This is a genomic window from Brevundimonas vesicularis, assembly GCF_032067225.1.
Taxonomy (GTDB): Bacteria; Pseudomonadota; Alphaproteobacteria; order Caulobacterales; family Caulobacteraceae; genus Brevundimonas; species Brevundimonas vesicularis_F.
Genome location: NZ_DAMBJX010000056.1, coordinates 1 through 16,493, shown reverse-complemented (window position 1 = coordinate 16,493; position 16,493 = coordinate 1). Strand labels below are relative to the sequence as shown.

General features: G+C 66.4%; 12 protein-coding genes. 5 read left to right on the top strand and 7 right to left on the bottom strand.

Annotated elements, in window-relative coordinates; translation table 11 throughout:
• On the bottom strand, window positions 1-2,006 hold a 2,006-nt coding region (locus RT123_RS12940; protein WP_313009523.1), incomplete at its 3' end, for a sensor histidine kinase NtrY-like.
• The gene (dusB, locus tag RT123_RS12935) at window positions 2,003-3,058 is read right to left on the bottom strand and encodes a tRNA dihydrouridine synthase DusB (RefSeq protein ID WP_313009524.1); all 1,056 of its coding nucleotides are present in this window, start codon (window positions 3,056-3,058) and stop codon (window positions 2,003-2,005) included. The genes dusB and RT123_RS12940, both read right to left, overlap by 4 nt.
• A gap of 95 nt (window positions 3,059-3,153) precedes the next feature.
• On the opposite strand from dusB, the gene RT123_RS12930 reads away from it, so the two are divergent.
• Window positions 3,154-4,305: a bifunctional 2-C-methyl-D-erythritol 4-phosphate cytidylyltransferase/2-C-methyl-D-erythritol 2,4-cyclodiphosphate synthase gene (locus RT123_RS12930; RefSeq protein ID WP_313009521.1), complete on the top strand. Its 1,152-nt coding sequence runs from the start codon at window positions 3,154-3,156 to the stop codon at window positions 4,303-4,305.
• On the opposite strand, the gene RT123_RS12925 is transcribed toward RT123_RS12930, so the two are convergent.
• Entirely contained in the window at window positions 4,302-6,590 is a 2,289-nt protein-coding gene (locus tag RT123_RS12925; protein WP_313009520.1) for a fused MFS/spermidine synthase, read from the bottom strand. The two genes, RT123_RS12930 and RT123_RS12925, sit on opposite strands and share 4 nt — an antisense overlap.
• A 40-nt stretch (window positions 6,591-6,630) precedes the next feature.
• Here RT123_RS12925 and RT123_RS12920 point away from each other — a divergent pair, with 40 nt between their 5' ends.
• Entirely contained in the window at window positions 6,631-7,119 is a 489-nt protein-coding gene (locus tag RT123_RS12920) for a CinA family protein (RefSeq protein ID WP_313009519.1), read from the top strand.
• Window positions 7,116-7,367, top strand: coding sequence for a sulfurtransferase TusA family protein (locus RT123_RS12915; protein ID WP_199059723.1), 252 nt, complete (start codon window positions 7,116-7,118; stop codon window positions 7,365-7,367). Before RT123_RS12920 ends, RT123_RS12915 begins: the two co-directional genes overlap by 4 nt.
• Here RT123_RS12915 and RT123_RS12910 read toward each other — a convergent pair.
• Entirely contained in the window at window positions 7,324-8,172 is an 849-nt protein-coding gene (locus RT123_RS12910) for a YihY/virulence factor BrkB family protein (protein WP_017504819.1), read from the bottom strand. The genes RT123_RS12915 and RT123_RS12910 overlap by 44 nt on opposite strands.
• A gap of 297 nt (window positions 8,173-8,469) precedes the next feature.
• Between RT123_RS12910 and RT123_RS12905 the strand changes: the two genes are divergently transcribed.
• Entirely contained in the window at window positions 8,470-9,777 is a 1,308-nt protein-coding gene (locus RT123_RS12905) for a diguanylate cyclase domain-containing protein (protein ID WP_313009516.1), read from the top strand.
• A gap of 6 nt (window positions 9,778-9,783) precedes the next feature.
• Here the strand turns inward: RT123_RS12905 and mfd are convergent, their stop codons facing one another.
• Together mfd and RT123_RS12895 are read right to left on the bottom strand one after the other, a co-directional pair.
• Window positions 9,784-13,233 (bottom strand): transcription-repair coupling factor, encoded by a 3,450-nt coding sequence (gene mfd / locus RT123_RS12900; protein ID WP_313009514.1) that lies wholly within the window; start codon window positions 13,231-13,233, stop codon window positions 9,784-9,786.
• Window positions 13,233-13,574: a succinate dehydrogenase assembly factor 2 gene (locus tag RT123_RS12895; RefSeq protein ID WP_055805011.1), complete on the bottom strand. Its 342-nt coding sequence runs from the start codon at window positions 13,572-13,574 to the stop codon at window positions 13,233-13,235. The genes mfd and RT123_RS12895 overlap by 1 nt, the downstream gene beginning before the upstream one ends.
• Window positions 13,575-13,720: 146 nt before the next feature.
• Between RT123_RS12895 and recG the strand changes: the two genes are divergently transcribed.
• The gene (gene recG / locus RT123_RS12890) at window positions 13,721-15,808 is read left to right on the top strand and encodes an ATP-dependent DNA helicase RecG (protein WP_313009513.1); all 2,088 of its coding nucleotides are present in this window, start codon (window positions 13,721-13,723) and stop codon (window positions 15,806-15,808) included.
• Here the strand turns inward: recG and RT123_RS12885 are convergent.
• On the bottom strand, window positions 15,805-16,493 hold a 689-nt coding region (locus RT123_RS12885; RefSeq protein WP_313009512.1), incomplete at its 5' end, for an MBL fold metallo-hydrolase. The two genes, recG and RT123_RS12885, sit on opposite strands and share 4 nt — an antisense overlap.

Below are 16,493 nucleotides of genomic sequence, written 5' to 3'. Positions count from 1 at the left end.
GTGGCGACGCCGTCCTCGATCGTCAGCGACGCGATGACGCCCGCACGATCCGACGCCGCCGCCTCAGCCGCCGCAAGCCGTTGCGCCGCAACCGACTCGCCCGCGTTTTTGAGGATGTTGATCAGCGCCTGCCCCACCATGCGGCCGTCGGCCTCCATTGTCGTCTTGGGCAGGGGCTCGGTGATGTCGACCACGATGTCCGGCGCGGCGACCCGCTGGGCGAACACCGCCTCGCGCAGCATTTCGGCCGGGTTCTCGGGCGCGAAACGCGGCGCCGGCATGCGGGCGAAGGACGAGAACTCATCGACCATGCGACCGATGTCTCCGACCTGGCGGATGATGGTGTCAGTACACCGGTCGAAGATTTCGACATCCTCGCCGATCCGCGCGCGGTATTTCCGCTTCAACCGCTCGGCCGACAGCTGGATCGGCGTCAGCGGGTTCTTGATCTCATGGGCGATGCGACGGGCCACGTCGCGCCAAGCCGCGTTTCGCTGGGCCGTCACCAAGCGGGTGATGTCGTCGAAGGTCAGGACCATCTCGCCACCGAAGCCGCCCTCGATCCGAACGCGCAGCCGCCGCGTGTCTCCGCCCCGGCTGACGTCGATGTCTTCCTCGATATGGGCCTCGGCGCGCCGAACCAGATCGCTCAGCTCTGGCGACAGGGCCGCGAGTTCGTGACCCAGAACCTCGGCGTCGTCGATGTGAAGCAGTTGCAGGGCGCTGTCGTTGATCGCCGACACCCGCCCACGCTTGTCCAAGCCGATGACACCGGCGCTAACGCCCGACAGCACCGTCTCGATGAACCGGCTGCGATCATGCGCCTCGTCGCTCGCGGCTTTCAGCGCGGCCTGCTGAGCCTGCAGATCGCCGGTCATGCGGTTGAAGGCATCCGACAGGGTGGCGATTTCGGCCGGGGCGCCGTCGCTGTCGACCCGTGCGGTGAAGTCGCCGCCCGCGACCTGTCCCGCCGCCTTCACCAAGCGACCAATGGGCGCGGAGATGCTGCTGGCTGCCGACATTCCCAGCCACACCGCCCCGACCAGCACCAGCAGCGCCGTTTCCAGATAGCTGAGGATGAAGGCCGACTGTATACGGGCGCGGCTCTCCTGAGCTTCCCGATAAGCCTGGATCGACTGAACCGACGTGTTCATTCGCGCCACAAGGCCGTCTTGAAGCGGACGCACCAGATAAAGATAGGCGTCGCCATAGGCTGGCAGGGCGATGATCGACCGGACGGCGTCTGGATGCTGCGTGACGGTCTGCGGAGGCTGCCCGCCTTCAGCTGCGGCCGCGAGTTCATCGCGCGGCGGCGCAAGATAAGGAGGCGCGCCTGTCTTTTCAGCGCGAGCCAGCACCTCGCCCTTGCCATCCAGAATATAGATGGCGGGATAGCCGAAGATATCCCCAACTTGGCCTAGCGCGTCGTTAAACTGAATGCGATCAGCAAACAGGCTTCTCGCGCTTCCCAACTGATCCGAAATGGTGACCAGATCAGCATCCATTGCGGCCGAAACGTCCTGAATATAGGCGCGGCCCACGATCGCTCCGTTCTCGACCGAGGCTTGGACGTTCTGGCTGAACCATTGGTCTACGCCTCGATTGACCAGAACGCCGAACACCAGGGCGATCAGCACCGACGGGACCAAGGCCACCATCGAGAACAGGGCGACGAACCTCAGATGAAGGCGCGATCCGGCTTCGTCAGTGCTGCGCACCAGAGTCAGCACGCGTCGGCCGACGATGATGGCCAAGCCGGAAATCAGGAGCAGATTGGCGGCCAGAACGATCAGCGCGATCTGGCTGCTCGATCCGCGCGCCGACCCTGATGTGGCCCCCGGCGCGACCGCCACCAGCCAGATGGCCGCCGCCGTGATCGCGACGGCCAGAAAGAACGCCAGTCCGAAGCCGGTCCGGGCGCGTTCGCTATCGACCCATCCCCAGAACGATCCGTCGTCCGACGCGAGGTCGGGCGAAGCGGTGCGTGCTGAGGGCGTATCCGTCATGCCACAGCAGTCTCCAACACCTGTGGCCCATTTTCAACAGCAGACTTATCTAACCGAGGCAAATCCGGCCGCCACAGTTCGTGTATCGCGGCTTCGACGTCGATCGGATCGTCCAGGCGGCAAATTCTTGCCTTCGCCACACGACGGTGTTGCGGATCGGCCGGCCACGGCGCCTGTTCGATGTACCAGCCCAGATGTTTGCGGAACATCTTCAGACCCAGCGGCAGGCCGTAGAAGTCGGCCGACGCCCGCAAGTGCTCGATCACGATCGCCAGCCGCGCATCAGGTCCGGGCTCCTCCAGCGCCACGCCATCGATCAGCGCCCGCTCAAGGTGCGCCGCCAGCCACGGCCGGCCATAGACGCCGCGTCCCAACATCAATCCGTCCGCGCCGGACTGCGCCAGGGCCTGGCGCGCTTCATCTGCGGTGATGATGTCGCCATTGACGATGACGGGGATGCCGACCGCCGCCTTCACCGTCCCGACCGCGTCCCAATCCGCTTGCCCGGTGTAGAACTGCTTTCGCGTGCGGCCATGCACCGTGACGGCCTTGACGCCAATCGCTTCCGCGCGGTGGGCCAGTTCGGCGGCGTTCCGGCTCTCGTCGTCCCAGCCCAGCCGCATCTTGACCGTCACCGGCCGATCGGTCGCCTTCACAGCCGCCTCCATGATCCGGCAGGCCAGATCGGGCGTCCGCATCAGAGCCGAACCGGCGGCCGAGCCTGTCACCTCCTTGGCCGGACAGCCGAAGTTCAGATCCACGATGTCCGCCCCAGCCTTTTCCGCCATCCGCGCGCCCTCGCCCATCTGTTCGGGATCACGCCCGACCAGCTGGATGACGGTCAGCGGCAGACCTGCTCCCACGGCGGCGCGCCGCACGACGTCCGGCCGCGCCCGCGCCAGTTCCTTGGCCGCCACCATTTCCGTGGCGACATAGGCGGCGCCTAATCTGGAGGCGAGCACGCGGAACGGCAGGTCCGTCACGCCGGTCATCGGCGCCATCAGCACCTGGCCGGGCACGGTCACATCGCCGATTTGCAAGGTCTTGGGCATTTCCGTCTTTCGCCGCATCGCAGCCGCCCTCGTCAAGCACGACCGCGGCGCTTTGATGGTATCGCCCCGTCGCCGCGCGCACTATCAAGGCCGCCATGACATTCTCGGGCATCATCGTCGCGGCCGGTTCCGGCTCGCGCGCCGGCGGCGATAAACAGTGGCGGGACCTGGGTGGAAAGCCCGTGTTGCGCTGGTCTGCCGAGGCCTTGTTGAACGCCGGCGCCGACACACTGATCGTCGTGATCGCCCCTGACGCCGTTGACCGTGTGGCCATGGTGTTGTCCGGTTTGCCGCGTTGGAAAGCCGTCGTCGGTGGAGCCGCCCGCGCCGATTCGGTCCGCGCCGGGCTTGCAGCCCTGACCTGTGGAACGGATCAGCCGGTGTTGATCCATGACGCCGCCCGTCCGCTGCTGAAGGCCGCCGTCATCGACCGTCTGCTGTCCGCCCTTGAAACTTCGGACGGCGCCCTGCCCGTCCTGCCTGTCGCCGACAGCCTGCGACGCGGAGAGGCGGAAATCATGACCGACGTCGTTGATCGCGACGGTCTGTGGCGCGCCCAGACGCCTCAAGCCTTCCGCCGGGGCGTGATCGAGACCGCCTATGCGGCCTGGTCGGACGCCGAGGTTCCGACCGACGAAGCCGTTGTCGTGCAGCGCAGCGGCGGTGCGGTGGCCCTGGTTCAGGGCGATGCGCGTCTGATGAAACTGACCTATCCCGAGGATTTCGCCATGGCCGAAGCTCTGCTGCCCGAAGCGCAGCGTTATCAGACCCGCATCGGCTCCGGCTATGACGTGCATCGCTGGGGGCCCGGCGGGTCCGTCTGGCTTTGCGGGATCGAGGTGCCGCACGATCAAACGCTGATTGGCCACTCCGACGCGGACGCCGGTCTCCACGCCCTGACCGACGCCATCCTGGGCGCCATCGCGGCGGGCGACATCGGCGACCATTTCCCGCCAACGGATCCGAAATGGAAAGGCGCCTCCTCGGACCAGTTCCTGATCCATGCCGCCGAACTGGTCGCGGCGCGGGGCGGCCGCATCGTCAATGTCGACGTCACCCTGATCTGCGAACGACCCAAGGTGAAGCCGCACCGCCAGGCCATGCGCGACCGGATCGCCGGGCTTCTGAACCTTCCGCTCGACGCCGTCAGCGTCAAGGCCACCACGACCGAAGGACTTGGTTTCACTGGACGCGGCGAGGGTTTGGCCGCCCAGGCCGTGGCGACTGTGGAAACGCCAGCCGCCTAGCGCGCCGCCATCTTCATCTGACGCACCAGCGATCCGAACAGATTGACGTAATCGTCCGTCCAAGGACGCACCGTCGTCGGCGACAGCTTGCGCCAACGCGCATCGTCCCTGAAGCCCTCCAGCGCCGCCGGACTCTTGCCGATCAACAGGGCCTCGGTGGAGGCTTCGGCCATGTCGCCCTGGCCCGATTGCTCGATATAGACCTGGTGCAGGTTCGGAACCTTCAGCGCCTGCGCCGCCGCCTCGGCCGGCAGGGTGATCTCCAGGTTCCGGTTCGACAGATGCAGCACCACAACGCCATCGGGCGCAAGCAGACGCAGATAGCCGCGGATCGCCTCGACCGTCAGCAGATGCGTCGGCACGGCGTCGGACGAGAAGGCGTCGATGACCAGCAGGTCGTAGGATCCCGCCGGCTCGCGATCCATCGTCAGGCGCGCATCCCCCAGAACCGTCCGCACCGGCCCATCGGCGCAGCCATTGATGAAGCTAAACCATTGCGGATCGCGCGACAGCCGATCCACCATCGGATCAATCTCGAAGAAGGTCAGTTGGTCCTGGGCGCGCTTGTAGGCGGCCATGGCGCCCGAGCCCTGCCCCACCACGCCGACGCGCGCGCCGTCCAGCCGTCTCGTCTGCATCTGCAGCATCGCCTGCCCCAGCGGCGTCGAGGTCGCATAATAGAGCGTCGGCTGACAGCGGTTCGGCGTCGCCTGGGCCTGGGCGCCATGCAAAGTCGTGCCGTGCATCAGCACATGGACCGGCCCGCCCATCAGCGCATCGTCGATCTTGGCCACCCGCATCACGCCAAAGAAGCTGCGTTCCGACAGGGCCCAGTCATATCCGCGCGCCAGATGATAGCCGGACCATACGATGGCGGCCAAAACGATCGTGAACATCACCGCCCGATCACGCACCAGGAAGGCGAACAGAGTCGCGATCCCAAGGATGGCTTGCGCGATCCGCACCAGTTCGGCGTCGGGTATGGCCGCGCGAATGTCCGGCGCATAACGGACCGCCTCCATCGACAGCGGCCCCAGAAGAGCGATGACCACGCCGGCGACGCAGCAGATGATCTCCCACGGCCTGATCTCGCGACGCCTCCACGGCCGCAGCAATCCGGCCGCCACCAGCACCAGCGGATATTCCCACACCATGTCGAAAACGGCCGGCGCGATCAGGCCATTGAACAGTCCGCCGACCACGCCGCCCAGCGACAGCAACAGATAGAATTCGGTCAGCCGATCCAGCGCCGGCCGTCGCGCCGCCAGCCGCTGGTGACACATCAGCGCGGTAAAGAAGAAGGCCGCCAAATTGACGGTGAACACCAGCAGCCATTCGCCTGTCCGGAACGCAATCAGGGCGGCGCAGGCCGCTGCCGCCGCCGCCTGCAAACCAAGGCCGATGGCTGGCGAAACAGCCGGCCGGGTCTGGAAAGCGATGACAAACGTCAGCAGATAGAGCGCGAGCGGTATGACCCACAGAAAGGGCGCCGAAGCCACATCCGTCGTCAGATGCGCCGTCACCCCCAGCATCAGACTGGACGGTGCGGCGGCCAGCAGAACCAGCATCCCCTTTTCCCGCCAGGCGATCGGCGGGCTGGCCTCAAGAGGCGCGGGCTCCGCCGTTCCAATCTCGCGTCGTCGCCAGACCTGAACGCCCAGCCCCACGACCATCACCACGAACAGCCCATAGCCGACGCTCCAGCCCAGACGCTGATCCGACAGGCTGGCCAGCGGCTCGATCACGACCGGATAGGCCAGCAGGGCCAGGAAGCTGCCCAGGTTCGAGGCGGCATAGAGAACGTAGGGGTTCTGGCCGTCTGCATGTCCGGCCCGCACGCGCGCATACCAGGCCTGAAGCAGCGGCGCGGTCGCCGACAGAACCGCAAACGGCGCGCCGATGGACACCGCCAGCGTCGCCAGCAGCCACATCGCCGGTTGGGACGGATCGGGATCCCCCAACAGGCCGCTGATCTGCAGGGGCAGGAAAAATGCCGCCACGATCAGCAGGCCCAGGTGAACCCCGACCTGCGCCCGCATCGTCGCCAAACGTTGCAGCAGGTGCGCATAGCCATATCCAGCGAGCAGCGCGGTCTGGAAGAACACCATCGACGCGTTCCACACCGAAGGCGATCCGCCCAGCGTCGGCAACAGCAGCTTGGCCGCCATCGGTTGAACGACGAAGTCCAGACAGGCCGATGTGAAGATGGCAACGGCGAACAGGATCGGCGCGATGCGATCCGATGTCGGGGCGGCGGGGCGTAACGGATCGACAGCCTCGGTCATGCCTCTGGTTAGAGCGGGGTTCGCGGCCTATGAAAAGACCATGCTTTCCCAAGATATCGCGCAGCTGGCGCAACAGATTGTCGCAACGGCCAGCGCGCGCGGCCTGATGCTGGCGACGGCCGAAAGCTGCACGGGCGGTTTGGTGTCCGCTGCGATCACGGCCATCCCCGGATCGTCAGTGGTCCTGGATCGCGGCTTCGTCACCTACAGCAACGAGGCCAAGGCCGAGATGCTGGGCGTGTCTGTGGAAAGCCTGTCCGTCCACGGCGCCGTGTCGCAAGCCGTCGCAGTGGCGATGGCTGAGGGCGCCGTGGCGCACTCGCGCGCCTCCGTCTCTGTGTCCGTAACAGGCGTGGCCGGACCGGGCGGCGGATCGGTCGATAAACCCGTGGGTCTGGTCCACTTCGCGGCGTCAGGCCCACAAGGCGTCGTTCACCGTGTCGAGCGGTTCGGCGACCTCGGCCGCGACGACATTCGCCAAGCCAGCGTTCGTGTGGCGCTGGAACTGCTGGCGGATCGGCTCGCGTGAGCGACCCTGTCGTCATAGACGCCAGGGGTCACCGCTGCCCTGTTCCCAGCCTGAAGCTGATGAAGGCGTTGGAAACCGCCTCGCCCGGCGCGCGGATCGTGCTGCTGGCCACCGATCCGATGGCCCGAATCGATGTGCCGTTTCTGATGTCTCAGAAAGGCGGGCGCGTGCTCGAGATCGAGGACGCCGACGGCCTTCTGCGGTTTACGATCGAGACCGGCGCCCGGCTCGACGCTCCGACAGATTGACGACATCGGCCGGCGGTGTGTCGGCGATCGCGCGCGCCTTGGCCGCCAGTTCCATCTCGGTGGCGAAGGCGCCGCCGTAGAAGATGGCATTGACGTTCCACGACAGCCAGATCAGCAGCACCACCACGGCGCCGACCGATCCATAGGTGGCCCCCAGCGGCGCGATCTGCTCGACATAGATGGCGCACAGCCACGACGAGACGACCGACATCAATGTCGCCACCAGACCGCCCGCCGTCGCCGGCAGCCAGGCGACCGGCGTCCTGTGGCTCATGGCGTAGCGGTAAAGCAGCGTCAGCCCGATCACCAAGCCGATGGCGGGCAGGAAGGCGTCCAGCGGCGCCATGCCGCTTCGCCCAGGCAGGCCGGCGGCCGACGACGACGCATGCGCCATAATCCGCACGGTCACGACCGCGCCCGACACCACAGTGAACAGCGCAAAGGCGAAGATGGCCACGAAGAAGGCCAGCAGATTGAACTTGAAGAACCCGTGCGGCTCGGTCTCGTCATGGATCAGGTTCAATCCTGCCAACAAGGCCTTGAAACCTCGGTGCGCGGCATAGGCGCCGACGAACAGGGCGAAGGCGCTCTGAGCGGAAACCGTTCGCGCCGACGCATTGCTCAAACGCGTGATCTCGCCCTGAAAAATGGTCTGCGCCGCCTTGGGCAACAGGTCCGATAGCGCGGTCGCCTGGGCGCTGACTTCGCTGATCGACAGACCCAACTTGTAGAAGCCGATCAGGATGGCGATCGCCGGAAACACGGCCAGCAGGGCGAAAAAGGACACGCCGCCCGTATAGAGCATGACGTCGCGCCCCCAGCTGCGGGTGAACGCTCGCACGGCCAGCCCGCCCCAGAACCCGGGCGCTTTCAGGACCGACCGTGTCAGTTGCTCACTCAAATCGGTCCCCACAACCGTTGCACAAGCGGCGGAACCTAGCGGAATTCGTCTGCGGCGAAAGTCTCATCCGCGTGAGGACGATCATTCGCGATCCGGCCGCATCCCTTTGGCCGGACGACATTGCATCCTTAACACCCTCGTCGCTATGGTCCGCGCGTTTCCGGCCGGCTATTGGCGCGGCGACTTTTGGAGACGATCGGCTTGGCTTTCGACGCGCGCGTATTGATCCTGGCGGCTGACGATGGCCGGATCGGGCCGCTCGCTGCGGGTCTGGATGCGCTGGGCTGGACGACGGTGACCGCCCGCGACGTGGTCTCGGCCGAGATGACGCTTCAGGACTTTCCGCTCGAAGCCGCCGTAATCGACATCAACACCTTCGACGCCGATGTGGCGTCTCGCCTTCGCGCCGCCGCCGAGCCGCGCCGCCTGCCCATCGTGGTCATCGGCGCCCGCCCTGATTCGGTGAAGGGCGCGGATCTGACCATGTCCACGCCGCCGCATCCGGCACAGGCAGCCTTGCGTCTGGAGCAACTGGGCCGGGCCGCCATCGCCGAGGAAGAATATCGGCTGCGCGTCACCACCTTCGCCACGCGCGGGGTCGGCTTGGACAAAAGGACCGACGACGAGGGTCCCTTGCGCGTTCTGGCGGCTGGGGTCGCCGACCGGCGCTTTCTCGCCCTGTCGAACGCCCTGACCGCGGCCGGTGTCGAGGTGGTCGCGGCGCCGACGCCCTACACCGCCTTCGACTATCTGCACGAAAGCCCGTTTGACGCCGCCGTTCTGTGGGGCGCCGAAGACCATGCGCCGGCCCTGTCGATCGCGGCGGGCATGAAGCGCAACACGCGCCTCTATCATATTCCGCTGATGCTCTATCTGCGCGGCAGGAACGAGATCAGCTTGGCTGAACTGTTCAATCGCGGCTTCGCCGATGTCGCGTCCGCCGACACGCCCGAGGGCGAAACGGCCGAGCGGATCCTGGCCCTGGCCGGCGCGCACCGCATTCATCTGGGCATCCGAAAGACGTTGGACTCGGTCCGCAGCCTGGAAGTGATGGACCCGGAAACGGGCCTGTTCACGCCCGAACTGTTCGCAAGCCACCTGGGCCGTGTCGCCGAGGCCTCGCGCGCGCGCAAGCGCCCACTTTCCGTCTGCGTACTGAGGGTGCGCGAAACCGAATCCGTCACCTGGGCGCGTCAGGGCGGTTGGCTGGATCGCGCCATGCCGCAGATCGGGGCCATGGTTTCGCGCCTTGTCCGTGTCGAGGACACCCCTGCCCGCTTGGCCAAGGAGGTCTTCGCCCTCGCCCTGCCCGCGACCCACGCTGAACCGGCGCGTCTGGCTGCAGAGCGAATCGCCGCCGTGATCGGCTGCACCGCCTTCGACGCAGGTCCAGACAGGTCGCCGTTCGTCGCCGAGTTCGACGTCGGCGCCGCCGAGATGCGCCCCGACGAAAGCGCCGCCGCCCTGCTTGAGCGCGCCTCGGCCGACCTGTTCGAAAAGACGCGCTGAGGGGCTTTACGCCCCCGCCACCCGCGCCAGATCGGCAGTGATCCGCTCGGCCACCTTCAGACGCTCTTCCGCCGTCGGCCAATCGCCCGAAACGACGATCTTCTGATCCGGCCGAATTTTCCAGAAGGCGTGGTTCTTCTGGATCAGCCCGACCAGTCCCGCCGGATTGGGGAAGCTGTTGTCGCGCAACGTCAGGACCGCACCGCGCGGTCCGATGTCGATCTTCTCGATGCAGGCCTTGCGGCAGTTCGACTTGATGCCGACGATCTTCAGCAGTTGCTGCGCCTCATCCGGCAAGGGCCCGAAACGGTCGATCAGTTCGGCGGCCAGGGCTTCGCGATCCTCGGCCTGTTCGGCGTCGGAAAGACGACGATAGAGGCTGAGACGCACGTTCAGGTCTGGCACGTAATCTTCTGGAATGAGGACAGAAGCACCGACATTGATCGACGGCGACCAACCACGATCCACGGCCTGTCCCTCGCCCTTCTCGCGCAACTCCGCCACGGCGTCTTCCAGCATCTGCTGGTACAGTTCGACGCCGACCTCGCGGATGTGGCCCGACTGTTCGTCGCCCAGCAGATTCCCGCCGCCGCGCTGGTCCAGATCGTGGCTGGCCAGCTGGAAGCCGGCGCCCAGATTGTCCAGCGACTGCAGAACCTGCAACCGCCGCTCGGCTGACAAGGTCATCGGCTTGACCGCATCGGTGGTCAAATAGGCGAAGGCGCGGGCCTTGGACCGCCCGACCCGACCCCGGATCTGATACAGCTGCGCCAGGCCGAACATGTCGGCGCGGTGCACGATCAGCGTATTCGCCGTCGGAATGTCCAACCCGCTCTCGACGATCGTGGTGGAGACCAGGACGTCATATTCCCCGTCGTAGAAGGCGCTCATCACCGCTTCCAGCTGGGTCGCGCTCATCTGGCCGTGACCGACGACGAACTTCACCTCGGGGACCTGTTCGCGCAGGAACTTCTCGATGGCGGGCAGGTCCTTCAGGCGCGGCGCGACGTAGTAGGCCTGACCCCCGCGATATTTCTCACGCAGCAGGGCCTCACGCACCAAGACCGGATCCCACGGCGTGACATAGGTCCGCACCGCCAGGCGATCGACCGGCGGGGTGGCGATGATCGACATCTCGCGGATACCCGACAGCGCCATCTGAAGCGTGCGCGGGATCGGCGTGGCGGTCAGGGTCAAGAGATGCACGTCGGCGCGCAGCGTCTTCAGCTTCTCCTTGTGCTTGACGCCGAAGTGCTGTTCCTCGTCGACGATGACCAGGCCCAGGTCGCGGAAGCCGACCTGTTCGCTCAGCACCGCATGGGTGCCGACGACGATCTCGACCGAGCCGTCCTTCAGCCCGGCGCGCGTCTCCGCCGCCTCCTTGGACCCCACCATCCGCGACAACTGACGCACCTTGACCGGCCAGCCGGCGAAGCGTTCGGTAAAGGTCTTGTAGTGCTGGCGCGCCAGCAAGGTCGTCGGCGCAACGATCGCCACCTGCTGACCCGTCATGGCGACGACGAAGGCGGCCCTCAGCGCCACCTCGGTCTTGCCGAAGCCGACATCGCCGCAGATCAGGCGATCCATCGGCGTGCCCTTGCCCAGATCCTCCAGCACATCGCCGATGGCGTTCAGCTGATCGTCGGTCTCCTCGTAGGGGAAGCGCGCGCAGAACTCGGCGAACAGCCCCGGCGGCGGCGTGACCGCATCGGTTTCGCGCAGCGCCCGTTTGGCGGCCAGGGCGATCAGCCCCTCGGCCATGGCGCGCAGACGTTCCTTGGCCTTGGCCTTTCTCGCCTGCCAGCCTGCGCCGCCCAGTTTGTCCAGTTGGACGCCCTCGGAGTCCGAGCCGTATCGGGTCAGAAGGTCAATGTTTTCAACCGGCAGATAAAGTTTGCTCTCACCGGCGTAGAACAGCTCTAGACAGTCGTGCGGGGCCTGCTGGATTTCCAGCGTCTTCAGCCCTTCATAGCGACCGATCCCGTGATCCAGGTGAACCACCAGATCACCCGTCGTCAGGGCCGACGCCTCCGCCAGGAAGTTCGAGGCGCCGCGCTTCTTGCGCGGTCGCGCCAGACGATCACCCAGGATGTCGGTCTCGGAAATGACCGCCACAGCGTCGGTGACGAAGCCATGCTCGACCGGCAGGACGCCGCGCAGATAGAGCTCCTTCGGGGCCGCCTTAACATCGGCCCAGTCGCGCACGGCGACGATGTGATCCAGCCCGTGGTCGGCCAGCATGGTCGCCAGACGCTCCGACGATCCTTCGGTCCAGGAGGCGAACAGCACCCGCTTGCCCTCGGCCTTCAGCGCCGCCGCATGGGCCGCCACCGCCTCGAACAGATTGACGCTGTCCTGCGCCCGCTCGGCGGCGAAGGTCCGGCCCAAACGTCCGCCGGCATCCTCGCCACCCGTGGAGAAGGGCGTGAAGCGCCGCACGGTGCGACCCGTCAGCGCCTGATTCCAGTCGCCGGCGTCCAGATAAAGCCGCATGGGCGGCAAGGCGCGATTGGCGCTGGCCTGACCTTTGGCCTTGGCCGCCTCGGCGCGCGCATCATAGGCGTCCGCGACCAGATCCCATCGCTCGGCGCGGGCCGTCTCGACCTGGTTGTCCAGGAAGATCGCCGCGTCGGTCGGCAGATAGTCGAACAGGCTGTCCAGCGTCTCATAGAACAGCGGCAGCCATTGCTCCATGCCCTGACGCCGCGCGCCCTCGCTGATCGTCGCATACAGCGGGTCGTCGCCCGGCGCGCCGAACAGGTTCAGATAGCCCGTGCGAAAGCGCGAGATGGCGGCCGCATCCAGCAGCGCTTCCGACACCGGCGCGAGGGACACGGACGTCATCTGGCCGGTCGACCGCTGCGTTTCGGGATCGAAGGTGCGAATCGATTCCAGCTCGGATCCGAACATGTCCAGCCGGACCGGCTCCTCGAAGCCAGGCGGATAGACATCGACGACCCCGCCGCGCACCGCGAACTCGCCGCGCTCCGACACGGTCGAGGCCCGGACATAGCCGTTTGCGGCGAAATAGCGCTCCAGCGCCTGGATATCGAGATCGCGTCCGACCTTGGTTTCGAACCCGGCCTGTGTCGTGACGGACTTGGGCGGGGTGCGTTGCATGGCCGCCGACACCGTCGTCACGACCAGAACCGGCGCATCGCCGGGCTTGCGCATCGCCAGTCGCGTCAGCGTCGCCATACGCTGCGCCGCGATCCCTGCCGTGGGGCTCAGTCGGTCATAGGGCAGACAGTCCCACGCCGGATAATCCAGGACTTCAATATCTTGCGAGAAGAATTGAAACGCCTGAACGAAGCTGCCCGACCTCTGAAAGTCGCGTGCGACGAACAGGCCGACACCGCCCCCGGCCTTGATCCGTTCGGCCACGATCAGCGCGTCCAACCCCTCGGGCGCGCCGCCCAAGTCGGCGTCGGTTCGGTATTCGACCTTGGCGTCCATCAGCCGATTCCCTTCCCGACTTCGGCCGCGACGTGGGCGCGCATGAAGGCGCGCACCTTGGCCATCACCGGCGTCTCGAACTCAGGCGGCGTCGGATCACGCTCGATGATCCAGCCGTAAAGCCACTGATCTTCCTCGTCGATCAGCCGCTCGAACTGGTCCAGTTCCGCATCGGTCAGGGTCGGCGCGACCTGATCGGAAAACGGACCCAGCACCATGTCGGCCTCGCGAAAGCCCCGCCGCCAAGCGCGGAACTGAATGCGTCCCAGCCGCTGCCTGCGCTCAGGCGTCATCTGCTCAGGGGTCATTTCGCTTTCGGGACGCGCGTCGATTTCGGCCACAAGAATCCTTGCCCGTTAAAAATGCCGATGCGCTCATGCAGCGATCCGCCGCGCGGAGAGCGATAGCGCATCAGAAATGTGAGAAGCGCAGATAGCGTTCCTGAACGCACTTCGCCACCCGTCATGGTCACGCTATGTTCACGGCGATGCGTCCGCAGATTCTCTTTCCCCTGTTCGCCGAGGTCTCGACCCTCAAGGGCGTGGGCCCTCGCGTCCTGCCCCTGGTGCAAAAGGTGGCGGGCCCTCTGGTCCGCGATATGCTGTTCCTCAGCCCGTCCGGCGTCATCGTCCGCCGCCCTGCCGAGGCCGCCACCGCCGTCGATGGCGAGGTGGGCGTCTTTACCGTGACCATCGATCGCCTCTTCACGCCCAGCCGTCCTGGCGCGCCGCTTAAGGTTCGGGCCAGCGATCCCACCGGCTTCGTGCATCTGGTCTGGTTCGGCGGTTCGCCCCAGCACATCGACCGGCTGTTGCCGCGCGGCGAGACGCGGTTGGTCGCGGGCAAGGTCGAAAGGTTCAATGGCGAGGTCCAAATCGTCCATCCCGACATCGTGACGCTCGAAAAGGCCGCCGACGTTCCAGCGTCCGAGCCCGTCTATCCGGCGACGCAAGGCCTCAGCTCGCGCCAGTTGCGTAAACTGGTCCAAGCCGCCCTGCCCGCCGCGCCCGACCTGCCGGAGTGGCAGGATCCCGCCTGGCTCAAGAAGCAGAACTGGCTGGGTTGGCGCGCCGCTCTGGACGCCCTGCATGCCCCTTCAGCCGAGATGGACCTGTCGCCCGACGCCCCGGCTCGCCAGCGCCTGGCCTATGACGAGTTCCTGGCCCATCAGTTGGCTCTGGCCCGTCGTCGCCGCGCCCGCGAGATCAGGCCCGCCCCCGTCATCGCTCCCGGCGCAGCGTCCGAACACCTTCTCCAGGCTCTGCCTTTCCAGCTGACCAACGCCCAGGCCCAGGCCGTCGCCGAAATCCGTCGTGATCTGGCGTCGGGCCAGCAGATGGGCCGATTGCTGCAAGGCGATGTTGGCTCGGGCAAGACCGCCGTCGCCGCCCTGGCGCTGGCCGACGCCGCTGCCAGCAGTTTCCAGTCCGCACTCATGGCCCCGACCGAAATCCTGGCGCGCCAGCACTACGAGAAGCTCGGCGCCATACTGAACGCAGCCGGCGTCGCCGCCGTCCTTCTCACGGGCCGCGACACCCCGGCTCAACGGCGCGAGAAACTGGCTGCCCTGGCCTCGGGTCACGCTCAGGTCGCCATCGGCACCCATGCCCTGTTCCAGGACGCTGTTCGCTTCGACCGCCTGGCCCTGGCCGTCATCGACGAACAGCACCGGTTCGGCGTGAACGAGCGCCAGCGGTTGCAAGCCAAGGGCGACCCGCGCCTGGGGGCCGTGCATCTGCTGACCATGTCGGCCACCCCCATCCCCCGCACGCTGGAGCTGACGCAATACGGCGAGCTGGAGGTCAGTCGCCTGATGGAAAAGCCGCCCGGCCGCACGCCCGTCACGACCGCCGTCCTGCCCTTGGCCCGTATCGGCGAGGTCGCCGCCCGCCTGAAGACCGCCGTCGAGAGCGGCGCCCAGGCCTATTGGATCTGTCCCTTGGTTGAGGAATCCGAGGCCATCGACCTGGCGGCCGCCGTCGATCGCGCCGACGATCTGCGAGGCCTGCTGGGCGTGGAGGTCGGCCTCGCTCACGGCCAAATGCCCGGCGCCGAGCGCGAGGCGGTCATGGCCGACTTCGCCGACGGCCGCCTGCCGGTTCTCGTCGCCACCACGGTGGTCGAAGTCGGCGTGGACGTGCCCAACGCCTCGATCATGGTGATCGAACACGCCGACCGTTTCGGCCTGGCCCAGTTGCACCAGTTGCGCGGCCGCGTCGGTCGCGGATCAAAGGCCAGTTCCTGCATCCTGCTGTACGGCGGTCAGGACGGCGCCCTCGGCGAGACGGCGAAAGAGCGGCTCGAAACCCTGCGTCGCACCGAGGATGGCTTCGAGATCGCAGAGGAAGATTTCCGCCTGCGTGGCGGCGGCGATCCCCTGGGCCTGAAACAGAGCGGTTTTCCCGCCTATCGTTTCGCCGACCCGATCCGCCACCGCAGCCTGATGCTGGCGGCCGCCGACGATGCGCGGCTGATCATGAACCGCGATCCTGATCTGACGTCGGAACGCGGTCAGGCGGTGCAGGTGCTGGAAGAGTTATTCGACTGGAAAAACCACAAGGTCGGCGCGAGCTAGCCGATCACTCGGCTCCAGCCATCGAATCCGACCTCGACGTTTTCGGGAACAAGCGCCGACAACGCCTTGTAATCCATGTCGATGTGCAAATTCGTCAGCACCGCGCATTCGATGTCAGCTGCGGCGATCCACGCCAGGGCCTGGTCCAGATGGGCGTGGGTTGGATGCGGCGCATAACGCAGCGCATCCACGATCCAGAGCTTGCAGCCGGCCACGGCCGCCAGGGCCGCCTCGTCTAGGTCGGACACGTCGCTGGAATAGGCGACGTCGCCCAACCGATACCCCACCGAGCGGATCGGCCCGTGCGCCTGGTCGAAAGTCGTGACCGGGATCGCGCCGCCCGCGCCCTCGACCGACCAGTCCGTGCCATGCGGCGGAATGATCCGAGCGTCCAGCAGCGGCGGATAACCGAACTTGCTCTCGAAAATGTAGTCGAACCGATGCGTCAGCGAGCCGTGGGTCGGCTCATCCATCCACGCCGGTATCCGCTTCCTGGCCCGCGCGGCGAAGGTGCGCAGGTCGTCGATGCCGTGGGTCTGGTCCGCATGATCGTGGGTGTAGAGCACCGCATCGACATGTTTCGTGCCGCTGGCCAGCATCTGTTCGCGCATGTCCGGCGAGGTGTCGATCAGGACATTGGTCACACCCTCTGCGCCGGTCTTTCTGGCCAGCATCGAACAGCGTG

Excerpts from the sequence above, each read along its gene's own strand:
- dusB (WP_313009524.1), bottom strand. The coding sequence starts at position 3,058 with ATGCCCAAGACCTTGCAAATCGGCGATGTGACCGTGCCCGGCCAGGTG.
- RT123_RS12930 (WP_313009521.1), top strand. The coding sequence starts at position 3,154 with ATGACATTCTCGGGCATCATCGTCGCGGCCGGTTCCGGCTCGCGCGCC.
- RT123_RS12925 (WP_313009520.1), bottom strand. The coding sequence starts at position 6,590 with ATGACCGAGGCTGTCGATCCGTTACGCCCCGCCGCCCCGACATCGGAT.
- RT123_RS12920 (WP_313009519.1), top strand. The coding sequence starts at position 6,631 with ATGCTTTCCCAAGATATCGCGCAGCTGGCGCAACAGATTGTCGCAACG.
- RT123_RS12910 (WP_017504819.1), bottom strand. The coding sequence starts at position 8,172 with ATGCTCTATACGGGCGGCGTGTCCTTTTTCGCCCTGCTGGCCGTGTTT.
- mfd (WP_313009514.1), bottom strand. The coding sequence starts at position 13,233 with ATGGACGCCAAGGTCGAATACCGAACCGACGCCGACTTGGGCGGCGCG.
- recG (WP_313009513.1), top strand. The coding sequence starts at position 13,721 with ATGCGTCCGCAGATTCTCTTTCCCCTGTTCGCCGAGGTCTCGACCCTC.